Annotated in this window: 24 protein-coding genes; 14 read left to right on the top strand and 10 right to left on the bottom strand. The window is 63.5% G+C overall.

Annotation, left to right across the window (positions count from 1 at the left end; all coding sequences use genetic code 11):
- Positions 1-6: 6 nt before the first annotated feature.
- From SUTH_RS07590 to SUTH_RS07580, 3 genes are read right to left on the bottom strand one after another with little or no spacing between them, the layout of a single operon-like run.
- Positions 7-1,197, bottom strand: a complete 1,191-nt coding sequence (locus tag SUTH_RS07590; protein WP_041098322.1) for an acyl-CoA dehydrogenase family protein — start codon at positions 1,195-1,197, stop codon at positions 7-9.
- Positions 1,198-1,200: 3 nt separating this feature from the next.
- The gene (locus SUTH_RS07585) at positions 1,201-2,055 is read right to left on the bottom strand and encodes an enoyl-CoA hydratase family protein (RefSeq protein WP_041098321.1); all 855 of its coding nucleotides are present in this window, start codon (positions 2,053-2,055) and stop codon (positions 1,201-1,203) included.
- A 15-nt stretch (positions 2,056-2,070) separates the two neighbouring features.
- Entirely contained in the window at positions 2,071-4,374 is a 2,304-nt protein-coding gene (locus SUTH_RS07580; protein ID WP_041098320.1) for a bifunctional salicylyl-CoA 5-hydroxylase/oxidoreductase, read from the bottom strand.
- A 197-nt stretch (positions 4,375-4,571) separates the two neighbouring features.
- Between SUTH_RS07580 and rfbB the strand changes: the two genes are divergently transcribed.
- From rfbB to SUTH_RS19620, 7 genes are all read left to right on the top strand, one after another.
- Positions 4,572-5,639, top strand: coding sequence for a dTDP-glucose 4,6-dehydratase (gene rfbB, locus SUTH_RS07575; RefSeq protein WP_041098319.1), 1,068 nt, complete (start codon positions 4,572-4,574; stop codon positions 5,637-5,639).
- The gene (gene rfbA, locus SUTH_RS07570) at positions 5,636-6,529 is read left to right on the top strand and encodes a glucose-1-phosphate thymidylyltransferase RfbA (protein ID WP_408054960.1); all 894 of its coding nucleotides are present in this window, start codon (positions 5,636-5,638) and stop codon (positions 6,527-6,529) included. The genes rfbB and rfbA overlap by 4 nt, the downstream gene beginning before the upstream one ends.
- The gene (rfbC, locus tag SUTH_RS07565; protein ID WP_041098318.1) at positions 6,526-7,068 is read left to right on the top strand and encodes a dTDP-4-dehydrorhamnose 3,5-epimerase; all 543 of its coding nucleotides are present in this window, start codon (positions 6,526-6,528) and stop codon (positions 7,066-7,068) included. Before rfbA ends, rfbC begins: the two co-directional genes overlap by 4 nt.
- Complete coding sequence (rfbD, locus tag SUTH_RS07560) at positions 7,065-7,943, top strand: dTDP-4-dehydrorhamnose reductase (protein WP_041098317.1); 879 nt, start codon at positions 7,065-7,067, stop codon at positions 7,941-7,943. Before rfbC ends, rfbD begins: the two co-directional genes overlap by 4 nt.
- Before the next feature lie 22 nt (positions 7,944-7,965).
- Complete coding sequence (locus SUTH_RS07555; RefSeq protein WP_041098316.1) at positions 7,966-9,942, top strand: DNA topoisomerase IV subunit B; 1,977 nt, start codon at positions 7,966-7,968, stop codon at positions 9,940-9,942.
- Positions 9,942-12,326 carry a DNA topoisomerase IV subunit A gene (parC, locus tag SUTH_RS07550; protein WP_231851115.1) on the top strand — a complete coding sequence of 795 codons (2,385 nt, stop codon included), beginning with the start codon at positions 9,942-9,944 and terminating at the stop codon, positions 12,324-12,326. The genes SUTH_RS07555 and parC overlap by 1 nt, the downstream gene beginning before the upstream one ends.
- A gap of 79 nt (positions 12,327-12,405) precedes the next feature.
- Positions 12,406-12,543, top strand: coding sequence for a hypothetical protein (locus SUTH_RS19620; protein WP_171817332.1), 138 nt, complete (start codon positions 12,406-12,408; stop codon positions 12,541-12,543).
- A 57-nt stretch (positions 12,544-12,600) separates the two neighbouring features.
- Here SUTH_RS19620 and thrC read toward each other — a convergent pair whose 3' ends face one another.
- The 7 genes from thrC to SUTH_RS07520 all read right to left on the bottom strand — a co-directional run bounded on the left by thrC (position 12,601) and on the right by SUTH_RS07520 (position 18,221).
- Positions 12,601-14,025, bottom strand: coding sequence for a threonine synthase (gene thrC, locus SUTH_RS07545; RefSeq protein WP_041098315.1), 1,425 nt, complete (start codon positions 14,023-14,025; stop codon positions 12,601-12,603).
- 119 nt (positions 14,026-14,144) lie between these two features.
- Entirely contained in the window at positions 14,145-14,708 is a 564-nt protein-coding gene (locus SUTH_RS07540) for a hypothetical protein (protein ID WP_041098314.1), read from the bottom strand.
- A gap of 78 nt (positions 14,709-14,786) precedes the next feature.
- A complete protein-coding gene (locus SUTH_RS20345) occupies positions 14,787-14,906 on the bottom strand; it encodes a type II toxin-antitoxin system HicA family toxin (protein WP_197539665.1) in 120 nt (39 codons plus the stop codon).
- A gap of 3 nt (positions 14,907-14,909) precedes the next feature.
- Complete coding sequence (locus SUTH_RS18995; protein WP_084207297.1) at positions 14,910-15,119, bottom strand: type II toxin-antitoxin system HicB family antitoxin; 210 nt, start codon at positions 15,117-15,119, stop codon at positions 14,910-14,912.
- A 126-nt stretch (positions 15,120-15,245) separates the two neighbouring features.
- The gene (locus tag SUTH_RS07530) at positions 15,246-16,556 is read right to left on the bottom strand and encodes a homoserine dehydrogenase (RefSeq protein ID WP_041098312.1); all 1,311 of its coding nucleotides are present in this window, start codon (positions 16,554-16,556) and stop codon (positions 15,246-15,248) included.
- Positions 16,553-17,005, bottom strand: a complete 453-nt coding sequence (locus SUTH_RS07525; protein ID WP_041098311.1) for a GNAT family N-acetyltransferase — start codon at positions 17,003-17,005, stop codon at positions 16,553-16,555. The genes SUTH_RS07530 and SUTH_RS07525 overlap by 4 nt, the downstream gene beginning before the upstream one ends.
- Entirely contained in the window at positions 16,995-18,221 is a 1,227-nt protein-coding gene (locus SUTH_RS07520) for a pyridoxal phosphate-dependent aminotransferase (protein ID WP_041101949.1), read from the bottom strand. Before SUTH_RS07520 ends, SUTH_RS07525 begins: the two co-directional genes overlap by 11 nt.
- 165 nt (positions 18,222-18,386) lie before the next feature.
- Between SUTH_RS07520 and SUTH_RS07515 the strand changes: the two genes are divergently transcribed.
- From SUTH_RS07515 to SUTH_RS07485, 7 genes are read left to right on the top strand one after another with little or no spacing between them, the layout of a single operon-like run.
- Positions 18,387-18,767: an Mth938-like domain-containing protein gene (locus SUTH_RS07515; RefSeq protein ID WP_041098309.1), complete on the top strand. Its 381-nt coding sequence runs from the start codon at positions 18,387-18,389 to the stop codon at positions 18,765-18,767.
- Positions 18,755-20,416: a glycosyltransferase family 39 protein gene (locus tag SUTH_RS07510; RefSeq protein ID WP_041098307.1), complete on the top strand. Its 1,662-nt coding sequence runs from the start codon at positions 18,755-18,757 to the stop codon at positions 20,414-20,416. The genes SUTH_RS07515 and SUTH_RS07510 overlap by 13 nt, the downstream gene beginning before the upstream one ends.
- 1 nt (position 20,417) lies before the next feature.
- Complete coding sequence (locus SUTH_RS07505; RefSeq protein ID WP_041098305.1) at positions 20,418-20,789, top strand: SMR family transporter; 372 nt, start codon at positions 20,418-20,420, stop codon at positions 20,787-20,789.
- On the top strand, positions 20,786-21,916 hold the full coding sequence (locus tag SUTH_RS07500; protein WP_041098303.1) for a DegT/DnrJ/EryC1/StrS family aminotransferase: 1,131 nt from the start codon (positions 20,786-20,788) through the stop codon (positions 21,914-21,916). The genes SUTH_RS07505 and SUTH_RS07500 overlap by 4 nt, the downstream gene beginning before the upstream one ends.
- Positions 21,913-22,863, top strand: coding sequence for a glycosyltransferase (locus SUTH_RS07495; RefSeq protein WP_041098301.1), 951 nt, complete (start codon positions 21,913-21,915; stop codon positions 22,861-22,863). The genes SUTH_RS07500 and SUTH_RS07495 overlap by 4 nt, the downstream gene beginning before the upstream one ends.
- Complete coding sequence (locus SUTH_RS07490; RefSeq protein WP_041098299.1) at positions 22,860-23,798, top strand: formyltransferase; 939 nt, start codon at positions 22,860-22,862, stop codon at positions 23,796-23,798. The genes SUTH_RS07495 and SUTH_RS07490 overlap by 4 nt, the downstream gene beginning before the upstream one ends.
- The gene (locus tag SUTH_RS07485) at positions 23,795-24,838 is read left to right on the top strand and encodes a bifunctional UDP-4-keto-pentose/UDP-xylose synthase (RefSeq protein WP_052473427.1); all 1,044 of its coding nucleotides are present in this window, start codon (positions 23,795-23,797) and stop codon (positions 24,836-24,838) included. The genes SUTH_RS07490 and SUTH_RS07485 overlap by 4 nt, the downstream gene beginning before the upstream one ends.
- The last annotated feature ends 49 nt before the right edge of the window (positions 24,839-24,887 follow it).

Below are 24,887 nucleotides of genomic sequence, written 5' to 3'. Positions count from 1 at the left end.
CCTGATTCAATTCTTGTCCGGGCTTGCGGTCGCTTCCTTCAGCAACTCGCGGGCAATGATCAACTTCTGCACTTCGGTGGCGCCCTCGTAGATGCGCAGCGCCCGGATGTCCCGGTACAGCCTCTCCACCGGCGCCTCGCTGACGACGCCACGCGCGCCGAGAATCTGCACGGCGGCGTCGATGACCTGTTGCGCCGACTCGGTCGCGAGCATTTTCGCCATCGCGGCCTCCTTGGTCACCGTTCTGCCCTGGTCGCGCAGCCAGGCGGCGCGATAGACCAGCAGGGCAGAAGCATCGATCGCGGCCGCCATGTCAGCGAGTTTGGCTTGCGTCAGCTGAAAATCGGCCAGAGCATGATTGAACATCCGGCGTGAGATCGCATGCTGCACGGCTTCGTCCAGCGCGCGGCGCGCGAAGCCCAATGCGGCGGCGGCCACCGAGGTGCGGAAGATGTCCAGGGTGCGCATCGCAATCTTGAAGCCCTGGCCGGCATCGCCCAGACGTTGCGCGGCGGACACCCGGCAATTGGTGAAATGCAGGCGCGCCAGGGGATGCGGGGCGATGACCTCGATGCGCTCGGCGATTTCAAGGCCCGGCGTATCGGCGTCGACGATGAAGGCCGTGATGCCTCGCGAACCCGGCGCTTCGCCGCTGCGGGCAAAGACCACATAGAAGTCCGCAATGCCGCCGTTGGATATCCAGGTCTTCTCGCCGTTGAGGACATAGCCGTCGCCCTCCTGCCGCGCCGCGCATTGCATGGCGGCGACGTCCGAGCCGGCATCCGGTTCGGACAGCGCGAAGGCAGCGATCGCCGAACCTTCCGCGACACGGCCCAGATAGCGACGTTTCTGCGCCTCGCTGCCGTGCAGGGTGATCGCGCCGCTGCCCAGGCCCTGCATGGCAAAGGCAAAATCGGCCAGGCCGGAATGGCGCGCCAGTATCTCGCGGATCAGGCAGATACTGCGCGTATCGACATTCTCGGCAATGCCGCCATAGGCGCTGCCGCCGACGGCATGACGCAACCATCCCCCACTCCCCAGCCGTTTGACCAGCGCGCGGCAGGCGTCATCGGTTGCCCGGCCCCTGGCATGGGGCGCATCATCGAAGTTCTCCGCGGCCCATCGTTCCAGCGCAAGCGCAAGTTCCCGGTGATGCGGTTCCAGGAAAGGCCAGTCAAGGTATCGGGTATCGGCCACGACTCAGTCGCCCTCGAAGACCGGCTTCTGTTTCGCGACGAACGCGTGATACGCGCGATGAAAGTCGTTGGTCGCCATGCAGATCGCCTGCGCCTGCGCTTCGGCCTCGATGGCTTCGTCGACGCCCATGTTCCATTCCTGATGCAGCATCTTCTTGGTCATGCCGTGGGCGAAGGTCGGCCCGCCGGCCAGTTCCCGCGCCAGTTTCAGGGATTCGGCCAGCAGTTCTTCCGGAGCACACAGCCGATTGAAGAAACCCCAGCGCTCGGCCTCCTCTCCGGCCATGGCGCGCCCGGTCATCAGCAGTTCGGTGGCGCGGCCCTGCCCGATCATGCGCGGCAGCATGGCGCAGGCGCCCATGTCGCAGCCTGCCAGGCCGACCCGGCTGAACAGGAATGCAGTCTTCGCACGCGCAGTCCCCAGGCGCATGTCCGAGCCCAGCGCCAGCAGGGCGCCGGCTCCGGCGCAGATGCCGTCGATGGCTGCCACCACGGGTTGCGGGCAGGCGCGCATGGCCTTGATGACGTCGCCCGTCATGCGCGTGAAGGCCAGCAGACCGGGCATGTCGAGCTCGGTCAGCGGGCCGATGATTTCGTGCACGTCGCCGCCTGAACAGAAGTTGCCGCCCTCGCCCGTCAGCACCACGGCACCGACGTCGCTGGCGTAGGCCAGGTTGCGGAACAGGTCGCGCAGTTCGGCGTAGGAATCGAAGGTGAGCGGGTTCTTGCGCTCGGGACGATTGAGGCTGACGACAGCGACCGCGCCCTCCATCCGATAGCTGAAGTGCCGCGCCTGATAGTCCTGCAGGCTTTGCCGGTTGCCTGGCAGTTGGTGGGGCTTGCCCGCAAGGTGTTTCATCCGTCAAGACTCCTTTCAGGCGTCGAGCGCGAGTTGCGCCGCACGTTCGAGATTGCGTTCGAGCTGCAACCTGCCACCCTGATACTGCGGCGGCCAGGCAATGTTCTTGAAGCCGAGTGCGGCGGCGGCATGCAGCGTCCAGACCGGATCGGCCAGGTGCGGCCGCGCCAGCGCGCACAGGTCGGCGCGGCCTGCCGCGATGATGGTGTTGACGTGGTCGGCCTCGAAAATATTGCCGACGGCGATGGTCGGCACATCGAGTTCGTTGCGGATCTGGTCCGAGAACGGCACCTGGAACATGCGGCCATAGACCGGCGCTTCGTCCTTGCTGACCTGGCCCGAGGAAACATGAATGATGTCGGCGCCCGCCGCCTTGAACAGGCGGGCGACCGCAACCGCATCATCGGGCGTCGTGCCGCCAGACACCCAGTCGTGGGCGGAGATGCGCACCGACATGGGCTTCCCGGCTGGCCAGACCTCGCGCATGGCGCGGAACACTTCGAGCGGATAGCGGCAGCGGTTCTCCAGGCTGCCGCCGTACTCGTCGCTGCGCCGGTTGGTCAGCGGCGAAATGAAGGACGACATCAGATAGCCGTGGGCGGCATGGAATTCGATCATGTCGAAGTCGGCGCTGGCGGCACGGCGAGTCGCCTCGATAAAGTCGGCCTTGATGCATTCCATGTCGGCGCGATCCATCTCCCGCGGCGTCTGCGAGACACCCTCGATGTAGGGCAGCGCCGACGGCGCCAGGAGCGGCCAGGCTCCGGATTGCAGCGGCATGTCGATCGCATCCGATGCCAGCCGGGTCGCGCCCTTGCGGCCGGCGTGGCCGATCTGCAGCGCGATCCCGGCGCCGCCGTTGGCGTGCACGAAATCGACGATGCGCTTCCAGGCATCGCGCTGTTCGTCGTTCCAGATGCCGGTGCATCCGGGCGTGATGCGCGCATCGGCCGAGACGCAGGTCATTTCGGTAATGATCAGCGCCGCTCCGCCCATGCCGCGGCTGCCGTAGTGCGCCAGATGAAAATCGACAGGCATGCCGTCCCGCGCTGAATACATGCACATCGGCGCGACGACGACGCGATTGTTCAAGCTCAGGTCGCGCAGCTTGAAGGGCGTGAACATCGGCGGTACCGGATCGGCGGCAACAGCGGGGGCCAGGCCGCAGCTTCCGGCAAACCAGCGGTCTACGCCGGCCGCATAGGCCGGATCGCGCAGCTTCAGGTTGGCATGACCGACGCGCTGGCTGCCGGTCAACAGCGAAAAGGCAAACTGCTCGGGTTCCAGGTGCACGTAGCGCTCGATGTTCTCGAACCAGACCATGCGATTGCGCGCCGCGCTTTGCAGCTTGAGCGCCTCGACTTCACGCTCGGTCTGATAGCGCGCCAGACGCGCCGGCACATCGCCTTCACTGCTGGTGAGCACCTGCGCCAGCGCAATCGCATCCTCCATCGCCAGCTTGGTGCCGGAGCCGATGGCAAAGTGCGCGGTATGCGCGGCATCGCCGATCAGCACGATGTTGCCTTTGAACCAGCGTTCGCACAGCACGCGATTGAATTTCAGCCACACCGCCGAACCGCGCAGATGGCGGGCGTTGGAAACCAGCGGCTGGCCGTCGAGCAGATCGGCGAACAACTCTTCGCAAAAGGCGATCGACTGATCCGGCTCCATTTTGTCGATGCCGGCCTTGAGCCAGGTGTCTTCCGGGGTCTCGACGATGAAAGTGGACCATTCCTCGTCGAAGCGATAGGCATGCAGGTTGAACCAGCCCCATTGCGTCTGTTTGAAGGCAAAGGTGAAGGCGTCCAGCTTCTTGCGGGTGCCGAGCCAGATGAAGCGGCACTTGCGCTGGTCGATGCGCGGATTGAAATAGTCGCTGTATTTGTTGCGGGTAGCCGAAAACACGCCGTCGGCGCCGACCACCAGGTCGTAGTCCCGCGCATAGTCGTCCGGGTCCTTGAACTCGGTCTCGAATTCGAGATGGACACCGAGTTCCGTGGCGCGATTCTGGAATATCTCCAGCAGTTTCCTGCGCGCAATGCCGCAGAATCCGTGGCCGCCGGAAGTGATCCTGCGGCCCTTGAAAAAGACGTCGATGTCGTCCCAGTGGCGGAAATTGCGCTCGATCTGCTCGACCACCTGCGCATCGGCCTGACGGAAACCATCCATGGTCTTGTCGGAAAACACGATGCCCCAGCCAAAGGTGTCGTCGGCACGATTGCGCTCGAGCACCGTGATGTCACTGGCCGGATCGGCCTGCTTCATCAGGATCGAGAAGAACAGGCCGGCGGGGCCTCCGCCCAGGCAAACGATGCGCATTGGAATCTCCACGAACTGCAAAGTACCCGCTGATTTTTTATTTTATATTTCAAGCATTAACCGCGTCAAGCCTGAACCGGACCGCACCGCATTGTCAATGCACCACCGCATCTCTGCTGCTGCGGGCTGCCCCGCATTTTGATCGAATAGAATGCGACTTTGCCATCTTTCCCAGCCATTTTGCTTTTTCAACGGAAATGAAAACCCTCTTTGTCACCGGCGGCGCCGGCTTCATCGGTTCGGCACTGATTCGCCTGTTGATCGCCGAAAGCGACTGGCGCATCGTCAATATCGACAAGCTGACCTATGCCGGCAACCTCGAATCCCTGGCCGACATCGCCGACTCCGATCGCCACGTTTTCAGCCGCACCGACATCTGCGACCGCGCGGCGCTGGATGCCCTGTTCGCGGAGCACCAACCCGCCGGCGTGATCCACCTCGCCGCCGAATCGCATGTCGATCGTTCGATCCACGGTCCCGGCGACTTCATCGAAACCAACATCAGCGGCACCTATACCCTGCTCGAAGCGGCGCGCGCCCACTGGTCCGCGCTCGATCCGGAACCCAAGGCCACCTTCCGCTTCCATCACGTATCGACCGACGAGGTCTTCGGTTCGCTGGGCGCCACGGGACTCTTCGTCGAGACCAGCCCCTACCAGCCGAATTCGCCCTACTCCGCCTCCAAGGCCGCCTCCGACCATCTGGTGCGCGCCTGGCATCACACCTACGGCCTGCCGACCGTGATCACCAATTGCTCGAACAACTACGGCCCCTGCCAGTTTCCCGAGAAGCTGATTCCGCTGATGATCCACAACGCGGTGTCGGACAAGCCCCTGCCCATCTACGGCAAGGGCGACAACGTGCGCGACTGGCTCTACGTCGATGACCACGCCCGTGCCCTGCGCCTGGTGTTCGAGCGCGGCAGCGTGGGCGAGACCTACAACATCGGCGGCCATAACGAAAAGACCAACCTCGAAGTGGTCGATACGCTGTGCGCCCTGCTCGACGAGTTGAAACCGCGCCACGACCGCCGCAGCTACCGCGAGCAGAAGATTTCGGTGGCCGACCGCCCCGGCCACGACCAGCGCTATGCCATCGATGCCGGCAAGATCCAGCGCGAACTGGGCTGGACACCGCAGGAGACCTTCGAATCCGGTCTGGCGAAGACCGTGCGCTGGTATCTGCACAACCCGGCCTGGATCGCCCATGTCATCTCGGGCGAATACCGCCAGTGGATGGAACGCAACTATGGAGACCGGCAATGAGCAGTCTGAGCACCCGCGGCATCATTCTCGCCGGCGGCTCCGGCACCCGGCTGCACCCGGTCACGCTGGCGGTGTCCAAGCAGCTGCTGCCGATCTACGACAAGCCGATGATCTACTACCCGCTGACGACGCTGATGCTGGCGGGCATCCGTGAAATCCTGCTGATCTCGACGCCGCTGGATACGCCGCGCTTCGAGCAACTGCTGGGCGACGGCTCGCAATGGGGCATCGAGATCAAATACGCCGTGCAGCCGAGTCCCGACGGACTGGCGCAGGCCTTCATCATCGGCCGCGACTTTGTCGGTGACCACCCCTCGGCCCTGGTACTCGGCGACAACCTGTTCTACGGCCACGATTTCGCCGACCAGTTGCAGCGCGCAAGCAAAGTCGGCGCTGGCGCCACGGTGTTTGCCTACGCGGTCAGCGATCCCGAACGCTACGGCGTGGTCGAATTCGATGCAACCGGACGCGCCGTCAGCATCGAGGAAAAGCCCAGGGCGCCGAAGTCGCGTTATGCGGTCACCGGGCTCTACTTCTACGACGAACAAGTCTGCGAACTCGCGGCGAAGCTCAAACCCTCGGCGCGCGGCGAACTCGAAATCACCGACCTCAACCGCATCTATCTCGAAGCCGGCCAGCTCAAGGTCGAGATCATGGGCCGCGGCATGGCCTGGCTGGATACCGGAACCCACGAGTCGCTGCTCGAAGCCGGCCAGTTCATCGAAGTCATCGAAAAGCGCCAGGGCCTCAAGGTGGCCTGTCCCGAGGAAGTGGCCTGGCGCCAGAAATGGATCAGCGACGCGCAACTGGCGAAGCTCGCCGAACCGCTGGGCAAGAGCGGTTACGGCCAGTACCTGGCCGGCTTGCTGAAGCACGAGGTGCGTGGATGAAGGTGATTCCCACCGCCATCCCCGAAGTGCTGTTGCTCGAACCGAAAGTGTTCGGCGACGACCGCGGCTACTTCTATGAAAGCTGGAACCGGCGAACCTTTGCCGAGTTGGGAATCGACGCCGAGTTCGTCCAGGACAACCACTCGAAGTCGCAGAAGAATGTCGTGCGCGGCCTGCACTACCAGATCGAACACGCCCAGGGCAAGCTGGTGCGGGCGACAGCCGGCGAAGTCTACGACGTGGCAGTGGACCTGCGCCGATCCTCCCCCACGTTCGGAAAATGGGTCAGCTTCACGCTTTCCGCCTCCAACCGCCGCATGGCCTGGATTCCACCCGGCTTCGGCCACGGCTTCTGCGTCACCTCGGATTCCGCCGAGTTCCTCTACAAGACCACCGACTACTGGAGCCCGGCGCATGAACGCACCGTGTTGTGGAACGATCCGCAACTCGCGATTCCCTGGCCGCTGACCGGAGAACCGCTGCTGGCGGCCAAGGACGCGACCGGTCGGCTTTTCGCTCAAGCGGAAACCTTCGCATGAAGATCCTGCTCACCGGCGCCGCCGGCCAGCTTGGCCGCGAATTGAAGCGCTCGCTGGCCTGCCTCGGCGAAGTGGTCGCCTGCGATCGCAGTCAACTCGACTTGTCCAAGCCGGAAACCCTGCGCGATGCCGTGCGCGCCATTGCACCCGACGTCATCGTCAATGCCGCCGCCTACACCGCGGTGGACAAGGCGGAAGCCGAGCCGGAGATGGCCGGTGCGATCAACGCCGAAGCACCCGGCATCCTTGCCGAGGAAGCCAAACGCCTCGATGCGCTGCTGATCCACTATTCGACGGATTATGTTTTCGACGGCAGCAAGTCGGCGCCCTACACCGAAGACGACACTACCGCTCCACTCTCCGCCTATGGCCGCAGCAAGCGCGACGGCGAACTGGCAATCGCGGCCGCCGGTGCGCGCCACCTGATTTTTCGCACCAGTTGGGTCTATGGCCTGCACGGCGCGAATTTCATGAAAACCATGCTGCGCCTGGGCCGCCGCAGTTGCGAAACGGGCGATGAACTACGCGTGGTGGGGGATCAGACCGGCGCACCAACCTGGACTCGCCATCTGGCTGACGCCACGGCCCTGATCCTTGCCCGCAAGGACATCCCCAACGGGCTGTATCATCTCGCCGCCGCCGGCGCGACGAGCTGGCACGGCTATGCCGAAGCCATCTTCGCCGCAGCGCGAGCGGCCGGCTTGATGGAAAAACTGCCCGTGGTTCGCCGTATCGCCAGCGCCGACTATCCGCTGCCCGCGCCGCGACCGGCCAACTCGCAGCTCGACTGCTCGCGCTTCCAGCGCGACTGCGGCCTGGCCCTGCCCGACTGGCACACGGGTCTGATCGACTGTCTCGCCGACGCACGCTTCTGAACATTTTCATTCGATACTAAAAATGGCTGTCACCCCCACTTACGACGAATCCTCCTTCCGTGTCCTCAAGGGACTGGAGCCGGTGCGCGAGCGCCCCGGCATGTACACCCGCACCGACTCGCCGGCGCACATCATCCAGGAAGTCATCGACAACTCCGCCGACGAAGCGCTCGGCGGGCACGCGAAAAACCTGCACGTGCTGCTGCACCTCGACGGCTCGATCACGGTCACCGACGACGGCCGCGGCATTCCGGTCGGCCTGCATCCCGACGAGAAGATCCCCGTCGTGGTACTGGCTTTCACGCGCCTGCATGCCGGCGGCAAATTCGACAAGAGCACCGGCAATTCCGCGTATGCCTTTTCCGGCGGCCTGCACGGGGTCGGCGTCGCCGTCACCAACGCGCTGTCCACCCGCGTCTCGGTCGAAGTGCGGCGCGAAGGAAAAATCTGGGCCATCGAGTTTTCAGGCGGCGGTGAAAGCGTCGGCGCCCTCACGGAAGTCGGCAGTTGCGGCCGCCAGAGCGGTACCCGGGTGCGCGTCTGGCCCGATCCGAAATACTTCGATGCGCCAAAGGTTCCACCAGCCGAACTGGAACGCCTGCTGCGCTCCAAGGCCGTGCTGCTGCCCGGCGTCAAGGTGCGCCTCGACATCGAGCAGGCCGACGGCAGCATCCAGACCAAGACCTGGAGCTACCCGAGCGGCCTCGCCGGCTATCTGGCGGAACTGGCGGGCAATGCCGAAGCGGTCGCCCCGCTTTACGCCGCCGAGAAATACGCCGACGCCGACCATGCCGACTTCGCCGCGGGCGAAGGCGCAGCCTGGGCTATTGGCTGGCACATCGATGCGGTGGCCTCCGAGTCCTACGTCAACCTGATTCCGACGGTGGCCGGCGGCACCCACGAATCCGGCTTGCGCGCCGGCGCCTTCGAGGCAGTCAAGTCCTTCATCGAACATCGCGCACTGCTGCCGCGCGGCGTCAAGCTGCAGCAGGACGACGTCTGCAGCCGCATGGCCTTCGTGCTTTCGGCGCGCATTCTCGATCCGCAATTCCAGGGCCAGGTCAAGGAGAAGCTCAACTCGCGCGAAGCCGTGAAGCTGGTCTCCAGCATGATCCGCGACCCCTTCGAAATCTGGCTCAACCAGCATGTCGAAGCCGGCAAGGCGATTGCCGATATCTCGATCAAGCAGGCGCTGGCGCGACAGAAGAATGCGCAGAAGGTCGAAAAGAAAAAGCAATCCGGTGTCGCCGTGCTGCCGGGCAAGCTCTCCGATTGCGAATCGACCGACATCGCCGAAAACGAACTGTTCCTGGTCGAGGGCGATTCCGCCGGCGGCTCGGCCAAGATGGCGCGCAACAAGGAAACCCAGGCCATCCTGCCCTTGCGCGGCAAGGTGCTCAACTCCTGGGAAGTCGAAGCCGGGCGGCTCTTCGCCAACAACGAAATCCACGACATCGCCGTGGCGCTCGGCGTCGACCCGCATGGCCCCGCCGACAGCCCCGACCTGTCCGGACTGCGTTACGGCAAGCTGATCATCATGTCCGATGCCGATGTCGACGGCGCACACATCCAGACCCTGCTGTTGACCCTGTTCTACCGCCACTTCCCGGCCCTGATCCGCCACGGCCATATCCATATCGCGCAGCCGCCGCTCTACCGCATCGACGTTCCCGCCTCGGGCAAGAAGCGTCCGGCCCGCAGGCTGTACGCACTGGATGAGGGCGAACTGGTCGCGATCAAGGATCGCCTGATCAAGGAAGGCATCCGCGCAGAGGCCGTCGAAGTCGGCCGCTTCAAGGGCCTGGGCGAAATGAATCCCGACCAGTTGCGCGAAACCGCCATGGCGCCGGCGACACGTCGCGTGCTGCCGGTGGTCGATGCCCCCGGCGCTGACGAAATCACCCTGAAACTTTTCAACCTGCTGATGGGCAAGGGCGAGGCTTCCTCGCGCCGCGCCTGGATGGAACTGAACGGTCACCTCGTGGAGGCCGATCTCTGATGAGCATGAACAACGATACCCCCGATCTTTTCGACGAACCGGTGTCCGCCGACATCGCCGCTCCGCCTCCTCCCGCCGTACCGCCAGCGCCGACTTTCGAAGGTGCGATGGGCGACGGTACAGCTTTGCCGCTCGCCGCCTACGCCGAGCGTGCCTACCTCGCCTATGCCATGAGCGTGGTGCGCGCGCGCGCCCTGCCCCAGGTGGAAGACGGCCTCAAGCCGGTGCAGCGGCGCATCCTCCACGCCATGAACGAGATGCGCCTCGCCGCCAGCGCCAAGCACGTCAAGAGCGCGCGCGTGGTCGGCGATGTCATCGGCAAATACCACCCGCACGGCGACACCAGCGTTTATGACGCCATGGTGCGCGTGGCGCAGGACTTCACCCTGCGTTATCCGCTGGTCGACGGCCAGGGCAACTTCGGTTCGCGCGACGGCGATGGTGCGGCCGCGATGCGCTATACGGAATGCCGCCTGACGCCTTTCGCCGAGTTGCTGCTGTCGGAAATCGATCGCGGTACGGTGGATTTCACCGCCAACTACGATGGCTCGATGACCGAGCCGCAGCTCATGCCGGCGCGCCTGCCGGTGGTTCTGCTCAACGGTGCTTCGGGCATCGCCGTCGGCATGGCCACGGAAATCCCGCCGCACAACCTGCGCGAAGTCGCCGAGGCGGCGCGCCTCTTGATCAAGAAACCCGAAGCGGTGCTGGAAGAAGTCCTGGCGGTATTGCCGGGACCGGATTTCCCCGGCGGCGGCCAGCTCATCTCGACCCCGGCCGACATCCGCGATGCCTATGCCAATGGCCGCGGCTCGCTACGCATGCGTGCGCGCTGGCGCATCGAGGAGCTCGCACGCGGCCAGTGGCGCGTCATCGTGTACGAACTGCCACATGGCGTTTCGGTGGCGCAAGTGCTGTCCGAAATCGAAGGCCTGACCAATCCCCAGCCGCGCACCGGCAAGAAGGACGTCAGCCAGGAACAGAAGAACCTGAAGGCGCTGGTGCTCGGCGTGCTCGACAGCGTGCGCGACGAATCCAGCGACCAGCAGGCGGTGCGCATCATGCTGGAGCCCAAGAGCTCGCGTCTGGCGCAAGACGAATTCATGGCCGTGCTGCTGGCGCACACCAGCCTCGAATCCAGCGTTTCAGTCAACCTCACCATGGTCGGCCGCGATGGAAGGCCGCAGCAGAAGAACCTGCTGACCATCCTCCACGAATGGATCGCCTTCCGCTTCGCCACGGTGGAACGCCGCACCCGGCATCGTCTGGCCGAAGTGCTGCGCCGCGTGCATATCCTCGAAGGGCGCATGACGGTCTTCCTGAAGATCGACGAAGTGATCCGTTGCATCCGCGAATCCGACGAACCCAAGCCCGATTTGATTGCACGTTTCGGTTTGACCGAAATTCAGGCCGAGGACATCCTTGAAATCCGCCTGCGGCAACTGGCGCGGCTCGAAGGCATCCGCATCGAAAAGGAACTCGGCGACCTGCGTACCGAGCACGGCCAGCTCACCAAACTGCTCGACTCGCGCCACGAGATGACCAAACTGATCCAGAAGGAAATCAGCGAAGACGCCAAGCGCTTCGGCGACGAGCGGCGCACCCTGATGGAAGCCGTGACGCCGATCTCGCAAGGCGAGATTGCGGTGCCGGACGAACCGGTGACGGTCATCATCTCGAAGAACGGCTGGGTGCGCTCGCGCCAGGGCCACGGCATCGACCCGGCCGGCATCACCTACAAGACCGGCGACTTCCCCTGGATGGTGGCGGAGACGCGCACCGTCTGGCCGCTGATCGTGATCGACAGCAACGGCCGCAGCTACAGCGTGAAGGTCTCGGACCTGCCGGGTGGCCGCGGCGACGGCGCACCGCTGAATACCATGATCGATTTCCAGGAAGGCGGCAAACTGGCGCTGGCGCTCACCGCAGCGCCGGAAAGCAAGTATCTGGTGGCCGGCTCAGCCGGCTATGGCTTCGTCGCCAGCGTGGCCGACATGATCGCCCGCAACAAGGCCGGCAAGGCCTTCCTCGCGCTGGACAAGGGCGAGAAGCCGCTGCCGCCCGCACCGCTCGCCGGAGATACGGTTGCGGTGCTGACCCAAAGTGCCCGCCTGCTGCTATTCCCTTTGGCCGAACTCAAGGAAATGGCCAAGGGCAAGGGACTGATGCTGATCGACCTGGCCAAAAACGACGAGGTCGTCGGCGTCGCCGTGAGCGGCGGACACGCATTGCTGGTCAGTGGCAGCGGGCGCGGCGGGAAACTCGTTCAGCAGTCGCTCGACGTCCGCAGCCAGGCCAGTTTCCGCGGAACACGGGCGCGGCGCGGACAGGAAATTCCATTCAAACTAAAACCCGTTGGCCTCGGCTTGGCCGGCGGCCAATGATGCTAGAATCCTCAACGAACCAGCCCGGGATTATCCGCTTGTCGTTTTCCTGGATGGCTGCCGCCCACGGAGAATAAAAATGCTTTTCATCCTCTACTACATCGCCGCCATCGTCATCCTGGTCATGCATTTCACCGGAATGCTTGCCCGCTACAACCTGGAATGGCTGGTGCTGGTGCTTGCCGTCACGGTATTTCCGGCGGTCATCTACCTGTAGGGCAGCAATCGCCGCACCGCCAGCGCCGACTCCCGAAAAGCCGGCGCCGATACGGTGTCAGCAGTGGCGGACGATGATGTCCTTCACCTGATCCAGCGCCGCATCGACCACCTCGACCTTCTGCGGCAGATTTTCGATTCCGTCCAGTTCCTTCGGCCGCACCGGATCGCGGCCCAGCGCTTCCCGTATGGTTTCGGCGAACTTCACCACCTGCGCGGTTTCCAGCACGATCATCGGCAGTCCGGCGACACGATGCTCCCGCGCCACCTTGACGCCATCCGCCGTGTGGGTGTCGATCATCAGCCCGTGGCGCTGCCAGACATCGCGTATCGTCGCCAAGCGATCGGCATGCGAACTGCTACCCGAGACGAAGCCGTAGTCCGGCAGACGCGTCGCAAACGGCCCCTCGGCCAAGTTGAAGCTGCCGCCGCCATCCACCTCGCGCCATAGCTGGCGCACGATCGCCGGATCGCGGCCGACCAGGTCGAAAACGAAGCGCTCGAAATTCGACGCCTTGGAAATGTCCATCGAGGGACTGGACGTGACGTAGGTTTCGGCCGTTGCCCTCGGGCGATAGATGCCGGTGCGGAAAAACTCGTCGAGCACGTCGTTTTCGTTGGTGGCCAGCACCAATTGGGCGATGGGCAAGCCCATCATGCGCGCGATGTGGCCGGCGCAGATGTTGCCGAAGTTGCCAGACGGCACGCAAAAAGCCACCTTCTGGTCGTTTGAGGTCGTGGCCTCGAACCAGCCCTTGAAGTAATACACGATCTGCGCCGCGACCCGCGCCCAGTTGATCGAATTCACCGCGCCGATCTTGTACTTCGCCTTGAACCCGGCATCGTTGGAAACCGCTTTGACGATGTCCTGCGCGTCGTCGAACATGCCGCGCACGGCGATGTTGAAAATGTTCGCATCCTGCAGCGAATACATCTGCGCGCGCTGGAAGGCGCTCATCTTGCCTTCCGGCGAAAGCATGAAGACGCGCACATTGTGCTTGCCGCGCATCGCGTATTCCGCCGCCGATCCGGTATCGCCCGAGGTCGCGCCGAGGATGTTGATGGTTTCATTGCGCCGGTCCAGCACGTACTCGAACAGGTTGCCGAGCAACTGCATGGCCATGTCCTTGAAGGCCAGCGTCGGCCCGTTGGACAGTTCCAGCAGGTGGAAATCCGGCTCCAGCGTGGTCAGCGGCACGATGTCCCGCGCCTTCGCCGCATCGCGGCTCCAGCGGTAGGTCTCGGTCGTGTAAGTCTTGTCGCAGATTGCCTTGAGGTCCGCCGCCGGAATGTCGGTGATGTAAAGCGACAGAATTTCAAAAGCCAGCTCGGCATACGACAGGCCGCGCCACTCGTCGAGTCGGTCGGCCACCTGCGGATAGGACTCGGGGAGGTAAAGCCCGCCATCCGGCGCAAGGCCGCCGAGCAGGATGTCGCAGAATTCCTGCGGCTTGCCGCCGCCGCGTGTGGAGATGTATTTCATGTCAGGTTTTGGAAACAGGAAAATGTTGGAGAACTGCCGTTATTGATGGGGATCGAGATGAAGAAAGTCGGCGCTGGCGGCACGGCGGGAACGTCTGACATAACCGGCGCTGCGCGGCTTCATCGCGCAGCGTCCTGTTGACTGCCGGGTTGGGCGTCATGCTGTGAGAGTTCTAGAGCCTTTTGCGCTATGGGGCGTGCTTTCGAATAGAAGCGGAACGCACCATATGCCGCCGGGCCACAAAGTACGGCGGACAAAACGAAAATCGTCGCTCCCAACGCGAAGGACTTGGTGCCAAAACCAACAATTAGGGGAAGCCCAAGCGTTACTGCAATGTATACCCACCCGGCCCCGAGGGCCGAGAACGCCTGCGACAAAAGATCTTGGGCGCCACCAGCTTGCTTGAGCAGATATTCGGCTTCTCCCAGCCCGCTGGTCTTTTGCTCCAAGTGTAGTCGGCGCAAAAGAAATAGAGAGACGAAGATGCTACCAATCGACACACTAAACTTGATTGAGTCCAACAGATCAGCTTCAGTGCGTTCATAAGACCACCAGAATACGATTAAGGTAGTCGCCAGAATCAGAACTATAGGGGTCAGTGTCGATTTGTTCTTCAACAAGACGCACACCTTGAAAACAGTTGCACACTGACCTTTCTGACTATCTATGCTTGAGAAATTCATCAAGCGCGAGGCCGATGTCTTTGGCTATTTGACGGAGCAGGATCGGGGAGATATCTCGGCCTAGATGAAACGGCACCGTTAGCGGCCAGCGGTATCGCGGAATTGTTTGTGCGAGCCGCGTTGGCGGACTTCAGTAAATCCGAGCCTGACAAGAATGGCAATGACTTCATGGGGTTTGAGGACCGGAACATTTCCCATGACTCAAGCTACGGCAACGTTTTGAACCCCGACAAACTCCGACTCCAGCATGGGTTCGCCATCCTCCAGAAGCATTGCAATTACGTCGTGCAGGTTGTGGTTGAGTTCATCCAGCGTTTCGCCCTGGGAATGCGCGCCAGGAAAGCCGGGAACGAAACCAACGAACAGGCCGGTTTGTGCGCACCGTTCAATTACCGCTGAATAGACTCTCATGGCTGGCCCCGAAATGATGCGGAAAATGCGATTATCGTTCTACGCTCTGCGATAGGCAACTTCCGCGGAATGACTCCCATCCGGCGACTCCGTTTCAGAACAGGGAAGTCAACCCTGGTCGATTCGTCAGCCCAGCTCTTCCATGCGCAGACGGATCACCTGCTTCTTCACCACCGGCAGCGCCTCGATCCTGGCGATCGCGGCATCGACGTTCTTCTCGCGCGTGATGTGGGTCAGCATGATGATGTCGGTCTGCGATTCGCCTTCGGCCGGCTCGCGCTGGATCATGGCGTCGATGGAAATCTGCTGGTCGGCGAGGATGCGCGTGATGTCGGCCAGCACGCCGGGCTTGTCCTCCACGCGCAACCGCAGGTAGTAGCTGGTTTCGACTTCGGACAGCGGCAGGATCGGCGTGTCTTCGACGGCGCCGGGCTGGAAGGCCAGGTGCGGTACGCGATGTTCGGGATCGGCGGTGTGCATGCGGGTGACATCGACCAGGTCGGCGATCACCGCCGAGGCGGTCGGCTCGGCGCCGGCGCCCTTGCCGTAATACAAGGTGGCGCCGACGGCGTCGCCCTGCACCAGCACGGCATTCATCGCGCCTTCGACATTGGCGATCAGTCGCTTGGCCGGGATCAGCGTCGGATGCACGCGCAGCTCTACGCCCTCCGGACGGCGCCGGGTGATGCCCAGCAGCTTGATGCGGTAGCCGAGTTGCTCGGCATACTTGATGTCGTCGGCGTCCAGTTTGCTGATGCCCTCGACGTGCGCCTTGTCGAACTGCATGCGGATGCCGAAGGCCAGCGCCGAAAGGATGGTGATCTTGTGCGCGGCGTCGATGCCCTCGATGTCGAAGGTCGGATCGGCCTCGGCATAGCCCAGGCGCTGCGCCTCCTTCAGCACCGTATCGAAGGACAGGCCCTTGTCGCGCATTTCGGAGAGGATGAAATTGGTGGTGCCGTTGATGATGCCGGCGATCCACTGGATGCGGTTGGCCGAGAGGCCCTCGCGCAGCGCCTTGATGATCGGAATGCCGCCCGCCACCGCCGCCTCGAAGCCGACCATGACACCCTTCTCGTGCGCGGCGGCGAAGATCTCGTTGCCATGCACCGCGAGCAGCGCCTTGTTCGCCGTGACCACGTGCTTGCCGTTGGCGATGGCCTTCAGTACCAGTTCCCTGGCGATGCCGTAGCCGCCGATCAGTTCGATGACGATGTCGATCTCGGGGTCGCTCACCACCGAGAAGGCATCGTCGGTGACTTCGGCCCGCCCCGCCGTCACCTGGCGCGCGAGTTCGAGATTCTTGTCCGCCACTTTCGTGATGCGGATCGGGCGCCCGGCGCGGCGGGTGATTTCCGCTTCGTTGCGCGCAAGCACGTTGAAGGTTCCGCCACCGACGGTACCGATGCCGAGCAGTCCTACGTTGATAGGTTTCATTTCAAGTTTTTCCTGAAGGAGAAGGCCGGAATCACGAGGCCCTCACGAAAGTAAAAGCGATGCGCATCGGTGCGCTGGGTGCCCGAGTCGAGCGCCAGCACGTCGCACTGCAAATCCCGTGCGTGTCGTTCCAGATGATGAAGCAATGCTTTGCCGATGCCCCGCGAACGATGGGCGGCATCGGTCACCAGGTCGTCGACGTACAGCCGGCGCCCCTCGTAGGTATTCTCGATCACGCGCCACAACGCGACACCGCGCACCGCCGTGTCCTCGGTCGCCACGCTCATGCGCGCGCCGTTGGCGAATACCGCTCGCAGGCGACCGGCGTAATCGACCGGCAAGCCCGTGCGCAACTGGCGATGCACCGACTCGGCGCGAGCCAGCCATGCCGGCTCGGCCACGCTGCCATCGCTGCCCGTCACCTCCACCACCACAAACTCAGTTGCCATACCGTTTGCGATAGCCTTCGAGGAAGCGGGCAATGCGGCCGATGGCCTCGCGCAGGTCATCCTCGTGCGGCAGGAACACCAGGCGGAAATGGTCGGGATGCGGCCAGTTGAAACCCGTGCCCTGCACCAGCAGCACCTTTTCCGCCACCAGCAGTTCGGCGATGAAATCCTGGTCGTCGCTGATCGGGTACATCTTCGGATCGAGGCGCGGGAACATGTAGAGCGTGGCCCTGGGCTTGACGCAACTGACGCCGGGAATGGCCGTGATCAGTTCGTGCGCCACGTCGCGCTGGCGGCACATGCGCCCGCCCGGCGCCACCAGGTCGTCGATGCTTTGGTAGCCGCCCAAGGCCGTCTGGATGCCCCACTGCCCGGGGACGTTGGCGCAAAGACGCATCGAGGCCAGCATGTCGAGGCCGTCGATGTAATCGCGCGCATGCTTCTTTTCGCCGGAAACGATCATCCACCCCGACCGGTAGCCGCAGGAACGGTAGTTCTTCGACAGGCCGTTGAAGGTGATCGTCAGCACATCCTCCGACAGGGCCGCGATCGAGGTGTGGGTCACTCCGTCGTAAAGCACTTTGTCATAGACCTCGTCGGCATAGATGATCAGGTCGTTCTGCCGGGCGATTTCGATAATTTCCTTCAACACCTCGTCCGGGTAAACGGCTCCGGTCGGGTTATTGGGGTTGATGATGACGATGGCCCGGGTCTGCGGCGTGATCTTGGCGCGGATGTCGTCCAGATCGGGCAGCCAACCGGCGCCTTCGTCGCACAGGTAATGGCGCGGCGTGCCGCCGGAAAGGCTGACCGCCGCCGTCCACAGCGGATAGTCGGGCGCCGGCAGCAGCACTTCGTCGCCGCTGTCGAGCAGCGCGTTCATGGCCATCACGATCAGCTCGGAAACCCCGTTGCCGATGTAGATGTCCTCGATCGTCACGCCCTTGATGTGCTTCTGCTGGGTGTAATGCATCACCGCCTTGCGCGCGGAGAAAATCCCCTTCGAATCGACATAGCCGGCGGCGCTGGGCAGGTTGCGGATCATGTCCTGCTGGATCTCTTCGGGCGAATCGAAGCCGAACGCGGCGAGGTTGCCGATGTTCAGCTTGATGATCTTGTGGCCTTCCTCTTCCATCTGCTTGGCGCGGGCCAGCACGGGGCCGCGAATGTCGTAGCAGACATTGTTGAGCTTGGCTGATTTATTCACGGGCTGCATGAGCAACCGTCCTTTCTGCATGATGCCGCCCGGGTTGGGCAACGTCGGTGAATGTATAATGTTACCGAAGCCAATGCTGCACCGCAAATCCAGATTTGATGCGGCTTTCGGCCTTCCACTCTTCGCCACTCCGTTGTCATCCAAGCCGCCAAACCCGCGCCCCGAATGAAGCTTCATTCCTCCGTCACCACCGGCCTGCTTGCCATTACCGCCTACGATGCCCGGCACATCGCCGTAAATGGCCGCCCGCTGACGAGAAGCTTCCTCCTGACGCCGCAACGCCTGATCGAAGACTGGCCGCCGGATTCGATTGACAGCCTGACGGAATCCGACCTGCAAGCGGTGGCCGGCCTCGACTGCCCGATCGTCCTGCTCGGCACCGGGCCGCGCCAGCGCTTCCCCGCCCCGGCACTGCTGCGCCCGCTGATCGAGCGCCGCGTCGGCGTCGAGGTGATGGACACCCATGCCGCCTGCCGCACCTACAACATCCTCATGGCCGAAGGACGCGACGTGGCCGCCGCGCTGATCATCGAATGCGCCGGCTAGCCCAACCGCGCGAATTGCGCGGCCTGCCGCTGCTGGCACTGATACTGGTCTTTGCCCTGGCCTGGTTCGGCACGCTGGAACAGCGCCGCCTGATCAATCCCGACGAGGGGCGCTACTCGGAGATCCCGCGCGAAATGGTGGCCACCGGCGACTGGCTGACGCCGCGCCTGAACGGGCTCAAGTACTTCGAAAAACCGGCACTGCAATATTGGGCCACGGCCACGGCCTTCACCGTCTTCGGCGAACACCACTGGACCGCGCGGCTCTGGCCGGCGCTGACCGGCTTCCTCGGCATCCTCGCCACGGCCTTCGCCACGGCACGCCTGTTCGGCCTGCAAGCCGGGCTGATCGCGGGGGCGGTGCTGGCCGGCAGCGTCCTGTGGAACGTGATCGGCCACGTCAACACGCTGGACATGGGCGTCAGCTTCTTTCTGGCCGCCGCGGTGTTCGCGCTGTGCCTCGGCCAGCGCGACGATGCCAGCCAGCGTGAAAGTCGGCGCTGGCAGGACGGCGCCTGGGTACTGCTGGCGCTGGCGATACTCTCCAAGGGCCTGATCGGCCTGGTGCTGCCGGCCGCGACGGTCGTCGCCTATGCCCTGTGGGAACGCGACTGGGGCTTCATCCTGCGCATCCGCCCGTTCCGCGGCCTGCTGATCCTGCTGGCGATCACCGCGCCGTGGTTCATCGCGGTTTCGCTGGCCAACCCCGAATTCGCGCATTTCTTTTTCATCCACGAGCATTTCGAGCGCTTCCTGACCAAGGCCCACGGCCGTTACCAGCCAATGTGGTATTTCATCCCGATCCTGCTGATCGGCATGCTGCCCTGGCTCGGCAGCCTGGTGCAAGGCATCGCCGCCGGCTTCCGCCGCGATGCCGGCCGCCGCTTCCAGCCGCGCCGTTTCCTGCTGGTGTGGACGGTGCTGGTCTTTGTCTTCTTTTCGGCCTCCAGTTCCAAGCTGGCGTCCTACATATTGCCGATCTTCCCGGCGCTGGCCGCACTGATCGGCCTGCACCTGGCCGGCCACGCCGCGTCTCGCCGCATCGAATGGCACGTCCTGCCTGCGGTCGCCATCGGTGGCGGCTGTCTGTTCCTGGTGCCTTACGTCACCGGCTTCGCCAGCGAAAAAGTCCCGGTTGCACTCTACGAGGCCTACCAACCCTGGCTGTATGCCGGCGCCGGTGCCCTGCTGGCCGGCGGCCTGATCGCGTTCTGGCTGGGAAGACGGGGGCGCAACGTGGCCGCCATGTTCACCCTTGCCTTCGGCGGCTTCGCCTTCGGTCAGGGCTTTTTGCTGGGTCACGACAGTCTCGGCGCCGTCAATTCGGCACACGACATGGCCGCCGCGATCCGTCCGCAAATACCGCCGGACGCGCCATTCTTCAGCGTCGATACCTACGACCAGAGCCTGCAGTTCTACCTCAAGCGCACCACCACCATGGTCGCCTACCGCGACGAACTCGGCTTCGGCATCAGTCAGGAGCCGCGGAAGTTCATTCCCGACATCGCCGGCTTCGAACAGGCGTGGAGCGCGGCGCCCGTGGCCTGGGCACTGATGTCGCCGGCCACCTGGAAGGAATTGAACCAGAAGGGTTTGCCCATGACCGAAGTCGTCCGCGACACCCGCCGCGTCATTGTGAGGAAGCCATGACATGAACGCCGTCAGCTTTTCCCTGGTTCTCGCCGGCGTGCTGCTCAACGCCGCCGCGCAACTCTTCCTCAAAGCCGGCACCAATGCCGTCGGCCATTTCGAGTTCCATGCCGACAACATTGTCCCGGTCGGCCTCAAGCTGGCCTTCCAGCCCTTCATCATGGGCGGCATGGCCTGCTACGCGGTAAGCCTGGTGCTCTGGATCATGGCGCTCTCAAGGGTGCCCGTGTCGATCGCCTACCCGATGCTGTCGATCGGCTACGTGATCAATGCCTTCGTCGCCTGGCAGTGGTTCGGCGAAGCGCTGGCGGCGCAGAAGCTGCTCGGCATCGGCTTCATCGTCGTCGGTGTGTTCCTGGTGGCGAGGTCATGACGGCTCCGTTTTTGCCTTTCACGCGGCCCGCCATCGACGAGGAGACCATCGCCGAAGTCGCGAACGTGCTGCGCTCGGGCTGGATCACCAGCGGCCCCAAGGTGCAGGCCTTCGAGGCGGCGCTGTCCGACTACTGCGGCGGCCGCCCGGTGCGAGCGTTCAATTCCGGCACGGCTACGCTGGAAATCGCGCTGCGCCTCGCGGGAGTCGGCGCTGGCGATACGGTGATTACCACCCCTCTGACCTGGGTTGCCACCGCCAACGTGATTCTCGAAGTCGGCGCGACGCCGATCCTGGTCGACGTCGATCCCGTCACACGCAACATCGATCTGGATGCAGTTGAAGCGGCCACCACGCCGCAGACCAAGGCCGTCATTCCGGTCGACCTCGCCGGCCTGCCGGTGGATCGCGACCGGCTTTACGGCATCGCCGGCAAACATGGACTGCGCGTCATCGAGGATGCCGCGCAAGCCTTCGGTGCGTCGTGGAACGGCAAGCCGATCGGCCACTCGTTCGGCAACAACCGCGACTTCGTCTCCTTCAGCTTCCACGCCAACAAGAACCTCACCACGTCCGAAGGCGGCGCGCTGGTGCTGCCCGCCGACATCGACCCCGGCTTGTGCGAACGCCTGCGCCTGCAAGGCGTGCGGCGCTTCCCGGACGGCGGCATGGACGTCGACGTTCTGGGCGGCAAGTTCAATCTGACCGACATCGCCGCCACCATCGGACTGGGCCAGATGAAACACCTGGCAGCTTTCACCACACGCCGCCGCGAACTGGCCCGCCGCTATTTCGACCACATCGATCCTGCGCTCGGCCTCGAAATACCCGTCGCCGATTTCAGCAACAGCAACTGGCACATGTTCCAGGTCCTGCTGCCCGCCGGCGCCGATCGCGGCAAGTTCATCGCGGCAATGAAGGAAAGCGGCATCGGCGTCGGCGTGCATTACCCCGCGCTGCACCTGTTCTCGCTGTACCGGGCATTGGGCTTCAAGGAAGGCGACTTTCCCCATGCCGAGCGGATCGGCGCCGCCACCATTACACTGCCGCTCTTTCCCTCGATGCTGGACAGCGACATCGACCGCGTTTGCGCGGCGCTGACTACAAGCCTGTCGGAGACCGCATGAGCACACCGAACCTGTCCATCGTCATCCCCGTCTACAACGAGGAAGCCACCCTCGCGACGCTGTTCGCCCGCCTCTATCCGGCGCTCGACGCCCTGGGCGAAAGCTACGAGGTCGTCTTCGTCAATGACGGCAGCCGCGACCGCTCGGCGGCGATCCTGCGCGAACAGTTCGAAGCGCGGCCGGACGTCACCCGCGTCATCCTGTTCGGCGCCAATGCGGGGCAGCACATGGCCATCATGGCCGGTTTCGAGCACTGCCGCGGCGAGATCATTGTCACGCTGGATGCCGACCTGCAAAATCCGCCGGAGGAAATCGGCAAGCTGGTCGCGAAAATGCGCGAAGGCCACGACTACGTCGGCAGCATCCGCCGCAAGCGGCAGGACAGCCTGTTCCGCACCTGGGCCTCGAAGGCGATGAACCGGCTGCGCGAGAAGATCACCCGCATCAAGATCACCGACCAGGGCAACATGCTGCGCGCCTATTCGCGCAGCGTGGTAAATGCGATCAACAGCTGCAAGGAAGTCGCCACCTTCATTCCGGCGCTGGCTTACACCTTCGCCCGCAGCCCCGCTGAAGTGGTGGTCGAGCACGAGGAACGCGCCGCCGGCGAATCGAAGTACTCGCTCTACAGCCTGATCCGGCTCAACTTCGACCTGATGACGGGCTTTTCGCTGGTGCCGCTGCAGTGGTTTTCCATGCTCGGCATTTTCGTTTCGCTCGGCTCGGCGGCCCTGTTCGTGCTGCTGATCGCCAGGCGACTGATCGTCGGCCCGGAAGCCGAGGGCCTGTTCACCCTGTTCGCGCTGATGTTCTTCCTGATCGGCCTGGCCCTGTTCGGCATCGGCCTGCTCGGCGAATACATCGGCCGCATCTACCAGCAGGTGCGCCACCGGCCGCGCTATCTGGTCGAAGCCATCCTCGAACGGGATACCGAACAGTCCTCATGAGCCGGGCCATCGTATTCGCATACCACAACGTGGGCGTGCGCTGCCTGTCCGTGCTGCTGGCGCATGGCGTGGATGTGGTGCGCGTGGTGACGCACCAGGACAGCCCGAACGAAACCATATGGTTCGACAGCGTCGCCGAACTGGCCGCGCGCCACGGCATCGCGGTAATCACTCCCGACGATCCCAACGATCCCGCCGTGGTCGCCGAACTTGCCGCGTTGCAGCCGGACTTCCTGTTTTCCTTCTACTACCGGCTGATGCTGAAGGTACCGCTGCTGGCCCTGCCGCGACAGGGTGCGTGGAACATGCACGGCTCGCTGCTGCCCAAGTATCGCGGCCGGGTGCCGGTGAATTGGGCCATCATCCGCGGCGAACGGGAAACCGGCGCGACGCTGCACCGGATGCTGGAAAAGCCCGACGCCGGCGACATCGTCGCGCAGCAGGCGGTGCCGATCCTGCCCGACGACACGGCTATCGAAGTGTTCAACAAGGTCACGCTGGCCGCCGAAATGGCGCTGGACCGCGCGCTGCCGGACCTGCTGGCCGGTCGTGCCAAGGCAAAGCCGCAAGACCTCGCTGCAGGCAGCTATTTCGGCGGACGCAAGGCGGAAGACGGTCGCATCGACTGGACCCGCCCGGCCGCCGAGGTGCATAACCTGATCCGCGCGGTGGCTCCGCCTTATCCGGGAGCTTACTCGGACACCCCAAAGGGCCGCCTGAAGGTACTGCGCTCCCTGCATCCGACCGGTGAAACCGGCCCCCACGGCGGCCGCCCCACCCTGTTTTCGCGTGACGGCCGCCTCTATGCCGAATGCGGTGACGGCAGGCTTTTGCGCCTGCTCGCGGTAGAATTGGATGCTTTACCACTGGCCCCATCCACAGCAGGCGACCAGATCAACGCTACTTTCGGAACCCCGGCACTCTCCCTGTCATGAAGAAGATACTCATCCTCGGCGTCAATGGCTTCATCGGCCATCATCTTTCCCAGCGCATCCTGAATACGACCGACTGGGAGGTCTATGGCATGGACATGAACTCCGAGCGCGTCACCGAGTTGATGCAGAACCCTCGCTTCCATTTCTTCGAGGGCGACATCATGATCAACAAGGAATGGATCGAGTACCACGTCCGGAAATGCGACGTGATCCTGCCGCTGGTCGCGATCGCCACGCCGGCCACCTACGTCAAGGAGCCGCTGCGCGTTTTCGAACTCGATTTCGAAGCCAACCTGCCGATCATCCGCCAGGCGGTCAAGTACAAGAAGCGCGTGATCTTCCCCTCCACCTCCGAGGTCTATGGCATGAGCCAGGACCCGGAATTCGACCCGGAGAATTCCAACCTGGTGCTGGGCCCGATCAACAAGCCGCGCTGGATCTACTCCTGCGCCAAGCAGATGATGGATCGCGTGATCCACGCCTACGGCCAGCAGGAAGGGCTGCAATACACGCTGTTCCGCCCCTTCAACTGGATCGGCCCGGGCCTCGATTCGATCCATACGCCGAAGGAAGGCAGCTCACGCGTCATCACCCAGTTCCTCGGCCACATCGTGCGCGGCGAACCGATCAAACTGGTCGACGGCGGCGCGCAGAAGCGTTCCTTCACCTATGTGTCCGATGGCATCGACGCCCTGATGAAGATCATAGCCAACAAGGACGGCATCGCCAACGGCAAGATCTACAACATCGGCAACCCGAAGAACAACTATTCGATCCGCGAGCTCGCCGCATTGATGCTCGACTTGGCCAAACAGTATCCGGAATACGCGGCAAGCGTGGCCCAGGTAAAAGTTCTCGAAACCACCTCCGGCGAGTATTACGGCAAGGGCTACCAGGACACGCAGCACCGGGTACCGAAGATCACCAACACCATGCAGGACCTCGGCTGGGAGCCCAAAGTCACGTTTGAAGACGCGCTGCGCAGCATTTTCGAGGCCTATCGCAACGACGTGGCCGAAGCGCGCAAGCTGATGGATTGAGCTTCAAGTATGGCCCCCCACGCTCGCATAACGCTCGCTGCCCCCCACA

This window comes from Sulfuritalea hydrogenivorans sk43H, assembly GCF_000828635.1.
GTDB classification, from domain to species: domain Bacteria; phylum Pseudomonadota; class Gammaproteobacteria; order Burkholderiales; family Rhodocyclaceae; genus Sulfuritalea; species Sulfuritalea hydrogenivorans.
The sequence above is the reverse complement of the archived record's forward strand: the minus strand, read 5'-3'. Positions and strand labels throughout refer to the sequence as shown.

Excerpts from the sequence above, each read along its gene's own strand:
- SUTH_RS07585 (WP_041098321.1), bottom strand. The coding sequence starts at position 2,055 with ATGAAACACCTTGCGGGCAAGCCCCACCAACTGCCAGGCAACCGGCAA.
- SUTH_RS07580 (WP_041098320.1), bottom strand. The coding sequence starts at position 4,374 with ATGCGCATCGTTTGCCTGGGCGGAGGCCCCGCCGGCCTGTTCTTCTCG.
- rfbB (WP_041098319.1), top strand. The coding sequence starts at position 4,572 with ATGAAAACCCTCTTTGTCACCGGCGGCGCCGGCTTCATCGGTTCGGCA.
- rfbA (WP_408054960.1), top strand. The coding sequence starts at position 5,636 with ATGAGCAGTCTGAGCACCCGCGGCATCATTCTCGCCGGCGGCTCCGGC.
- rfbC (WP_041098318.1), top strand. The coding sequence starts at position 6,526 with ATGAAGGTGATTCCCACCGCCATCCCCGAAGTGCTGTTGCTCGAACCG.
- rfbD (WP_041098317.1), top strand. The coding sequence starts at position 7,065 with ATGAAGATCCTGCTCACCGGCGCCGCCGGCCAGCTTGGCCGCGAATTG.
- SUTH_RS07555 (WP_041098316.1), top strand. The coding sequence starts at position 7,966 with ATGGCTGTCACCCCCACTTACGACGAATCCTCCTTCCGTGTCCTCAAG.
- parC (WP_231851115.1), top strand. The coding sequence starts at position 9,942 with ATGAGCATGAACAACGATACCCCCGATCTTTTCGACGAACCGGTGTCC.
- SUTH_RS19620 (WP_171817332.1), top strand. The coding sequence starts at position 12,406 with ATGCTTTTCATCCTCTACTACATCGCCGCCATCGTCATCCTGGTCATG.
- thrC (WP_041098315.1), bottom strand. The coding sequence starts at position 14,025 with ATGAAATACATCTCCACACGCGGCGGCGGCAAGCCGCAGGAATTCTGC.
- SUTH_RS07540 (WP_041098314.1), bottom strand. The coding sequence starts at position 14,708 with ATGAATTTCTCAAGCATAGATAGTCAGAAAGGTCAGTGTGCAACTGTT.
- SUTH_RS20345 (WP_197539665.1), bottom strand. The coding sequence starts at position 14,906 with ATGGGAAATGTTCCGGTCCTCAAACCCCATGAAGTCATTGCCATTCTT.
- SUTH_RS18995 (WP_084207297.1), bottom strand. The coding sequence starts at position 15,119 with ATGAGAGTCTATTCAGCGGTAATTGAACGGTGCGCACAAACCGGCCTG.
- SUTH_RS07530 (WP_041098312.1), bottom strand. The coding sequence starts at position 16,556 with ATGAAACCTATCAACGTAGGACTGCTCGGCATCGGTACCGTCGGTGGC.
- SUTH_RS07525 (WP_041098311.1), bottom strand. The coding sequence starts at position 17,005 with ATGGCAACTGAGTTTGTGGTGGTGGAGGTGACGGGCAGCGATGGCAGC.
- SUTH_RS07520 (WP_041101949.1), bottom strand. The coding sequence starts at position 18,221 with ATGCAGCCCGTGAATAAATCAGCCAAGCTCAACAATGTCTGCTACGAC.
- SUTH_RS07515 (WP_041098309.1), top strand. The coding sequence starts at position 18,387 with ATGAAGCTTCATTCCTCCGTCACCACCGGCCTGCTTGCCATTACCGCC.
- SUTH_RS07510 (WP_041098307.1), top strand. The coding sequence starts at position 18,755 with ATGCGCCGGCTAGCCCAACCGCGCGAATTGCGCGGCCTGCCGCTGCTG.
- SUTH_RS07505 (WP_041098305.1), top strand. The coding sequence starts at position 20,418 with ATGAACGCCGTCAGCTTTTCCCTGGTTCTCGCCGGCGTGCTGCTCAAC.
- SUTH_RS07500 (WP_041098303.1), top strand. The coding sequence starts at position 20,786 with ATGACGGCTCCGTTTTTGCCTTTCACGCGGCCCGCCATCGACGAGGAG.
- SUTH_RS07495 (WP_041098301.1), top strand. The coding sequence starts at position 21,913 with ATGAGCACACCGAACCTGTCCATCGTCATCCCCGTCTACAACGAGGAA.
- SUTH_RS07490 (WP_041098299.1), top strand. The coding sequence starts at position 22,860 with ATGAGCCGGGCCATCGTATTCGCATACCACAACGTGGGCGTGCGCTGC.
- SUTH_RS07485 (WP_052473427.1), top strand. The coding sequence starts at position 23,795 with ATGAAGAAGATACTCATCCTCGGCGTCAATGGCTTCATCGGCCATCAT.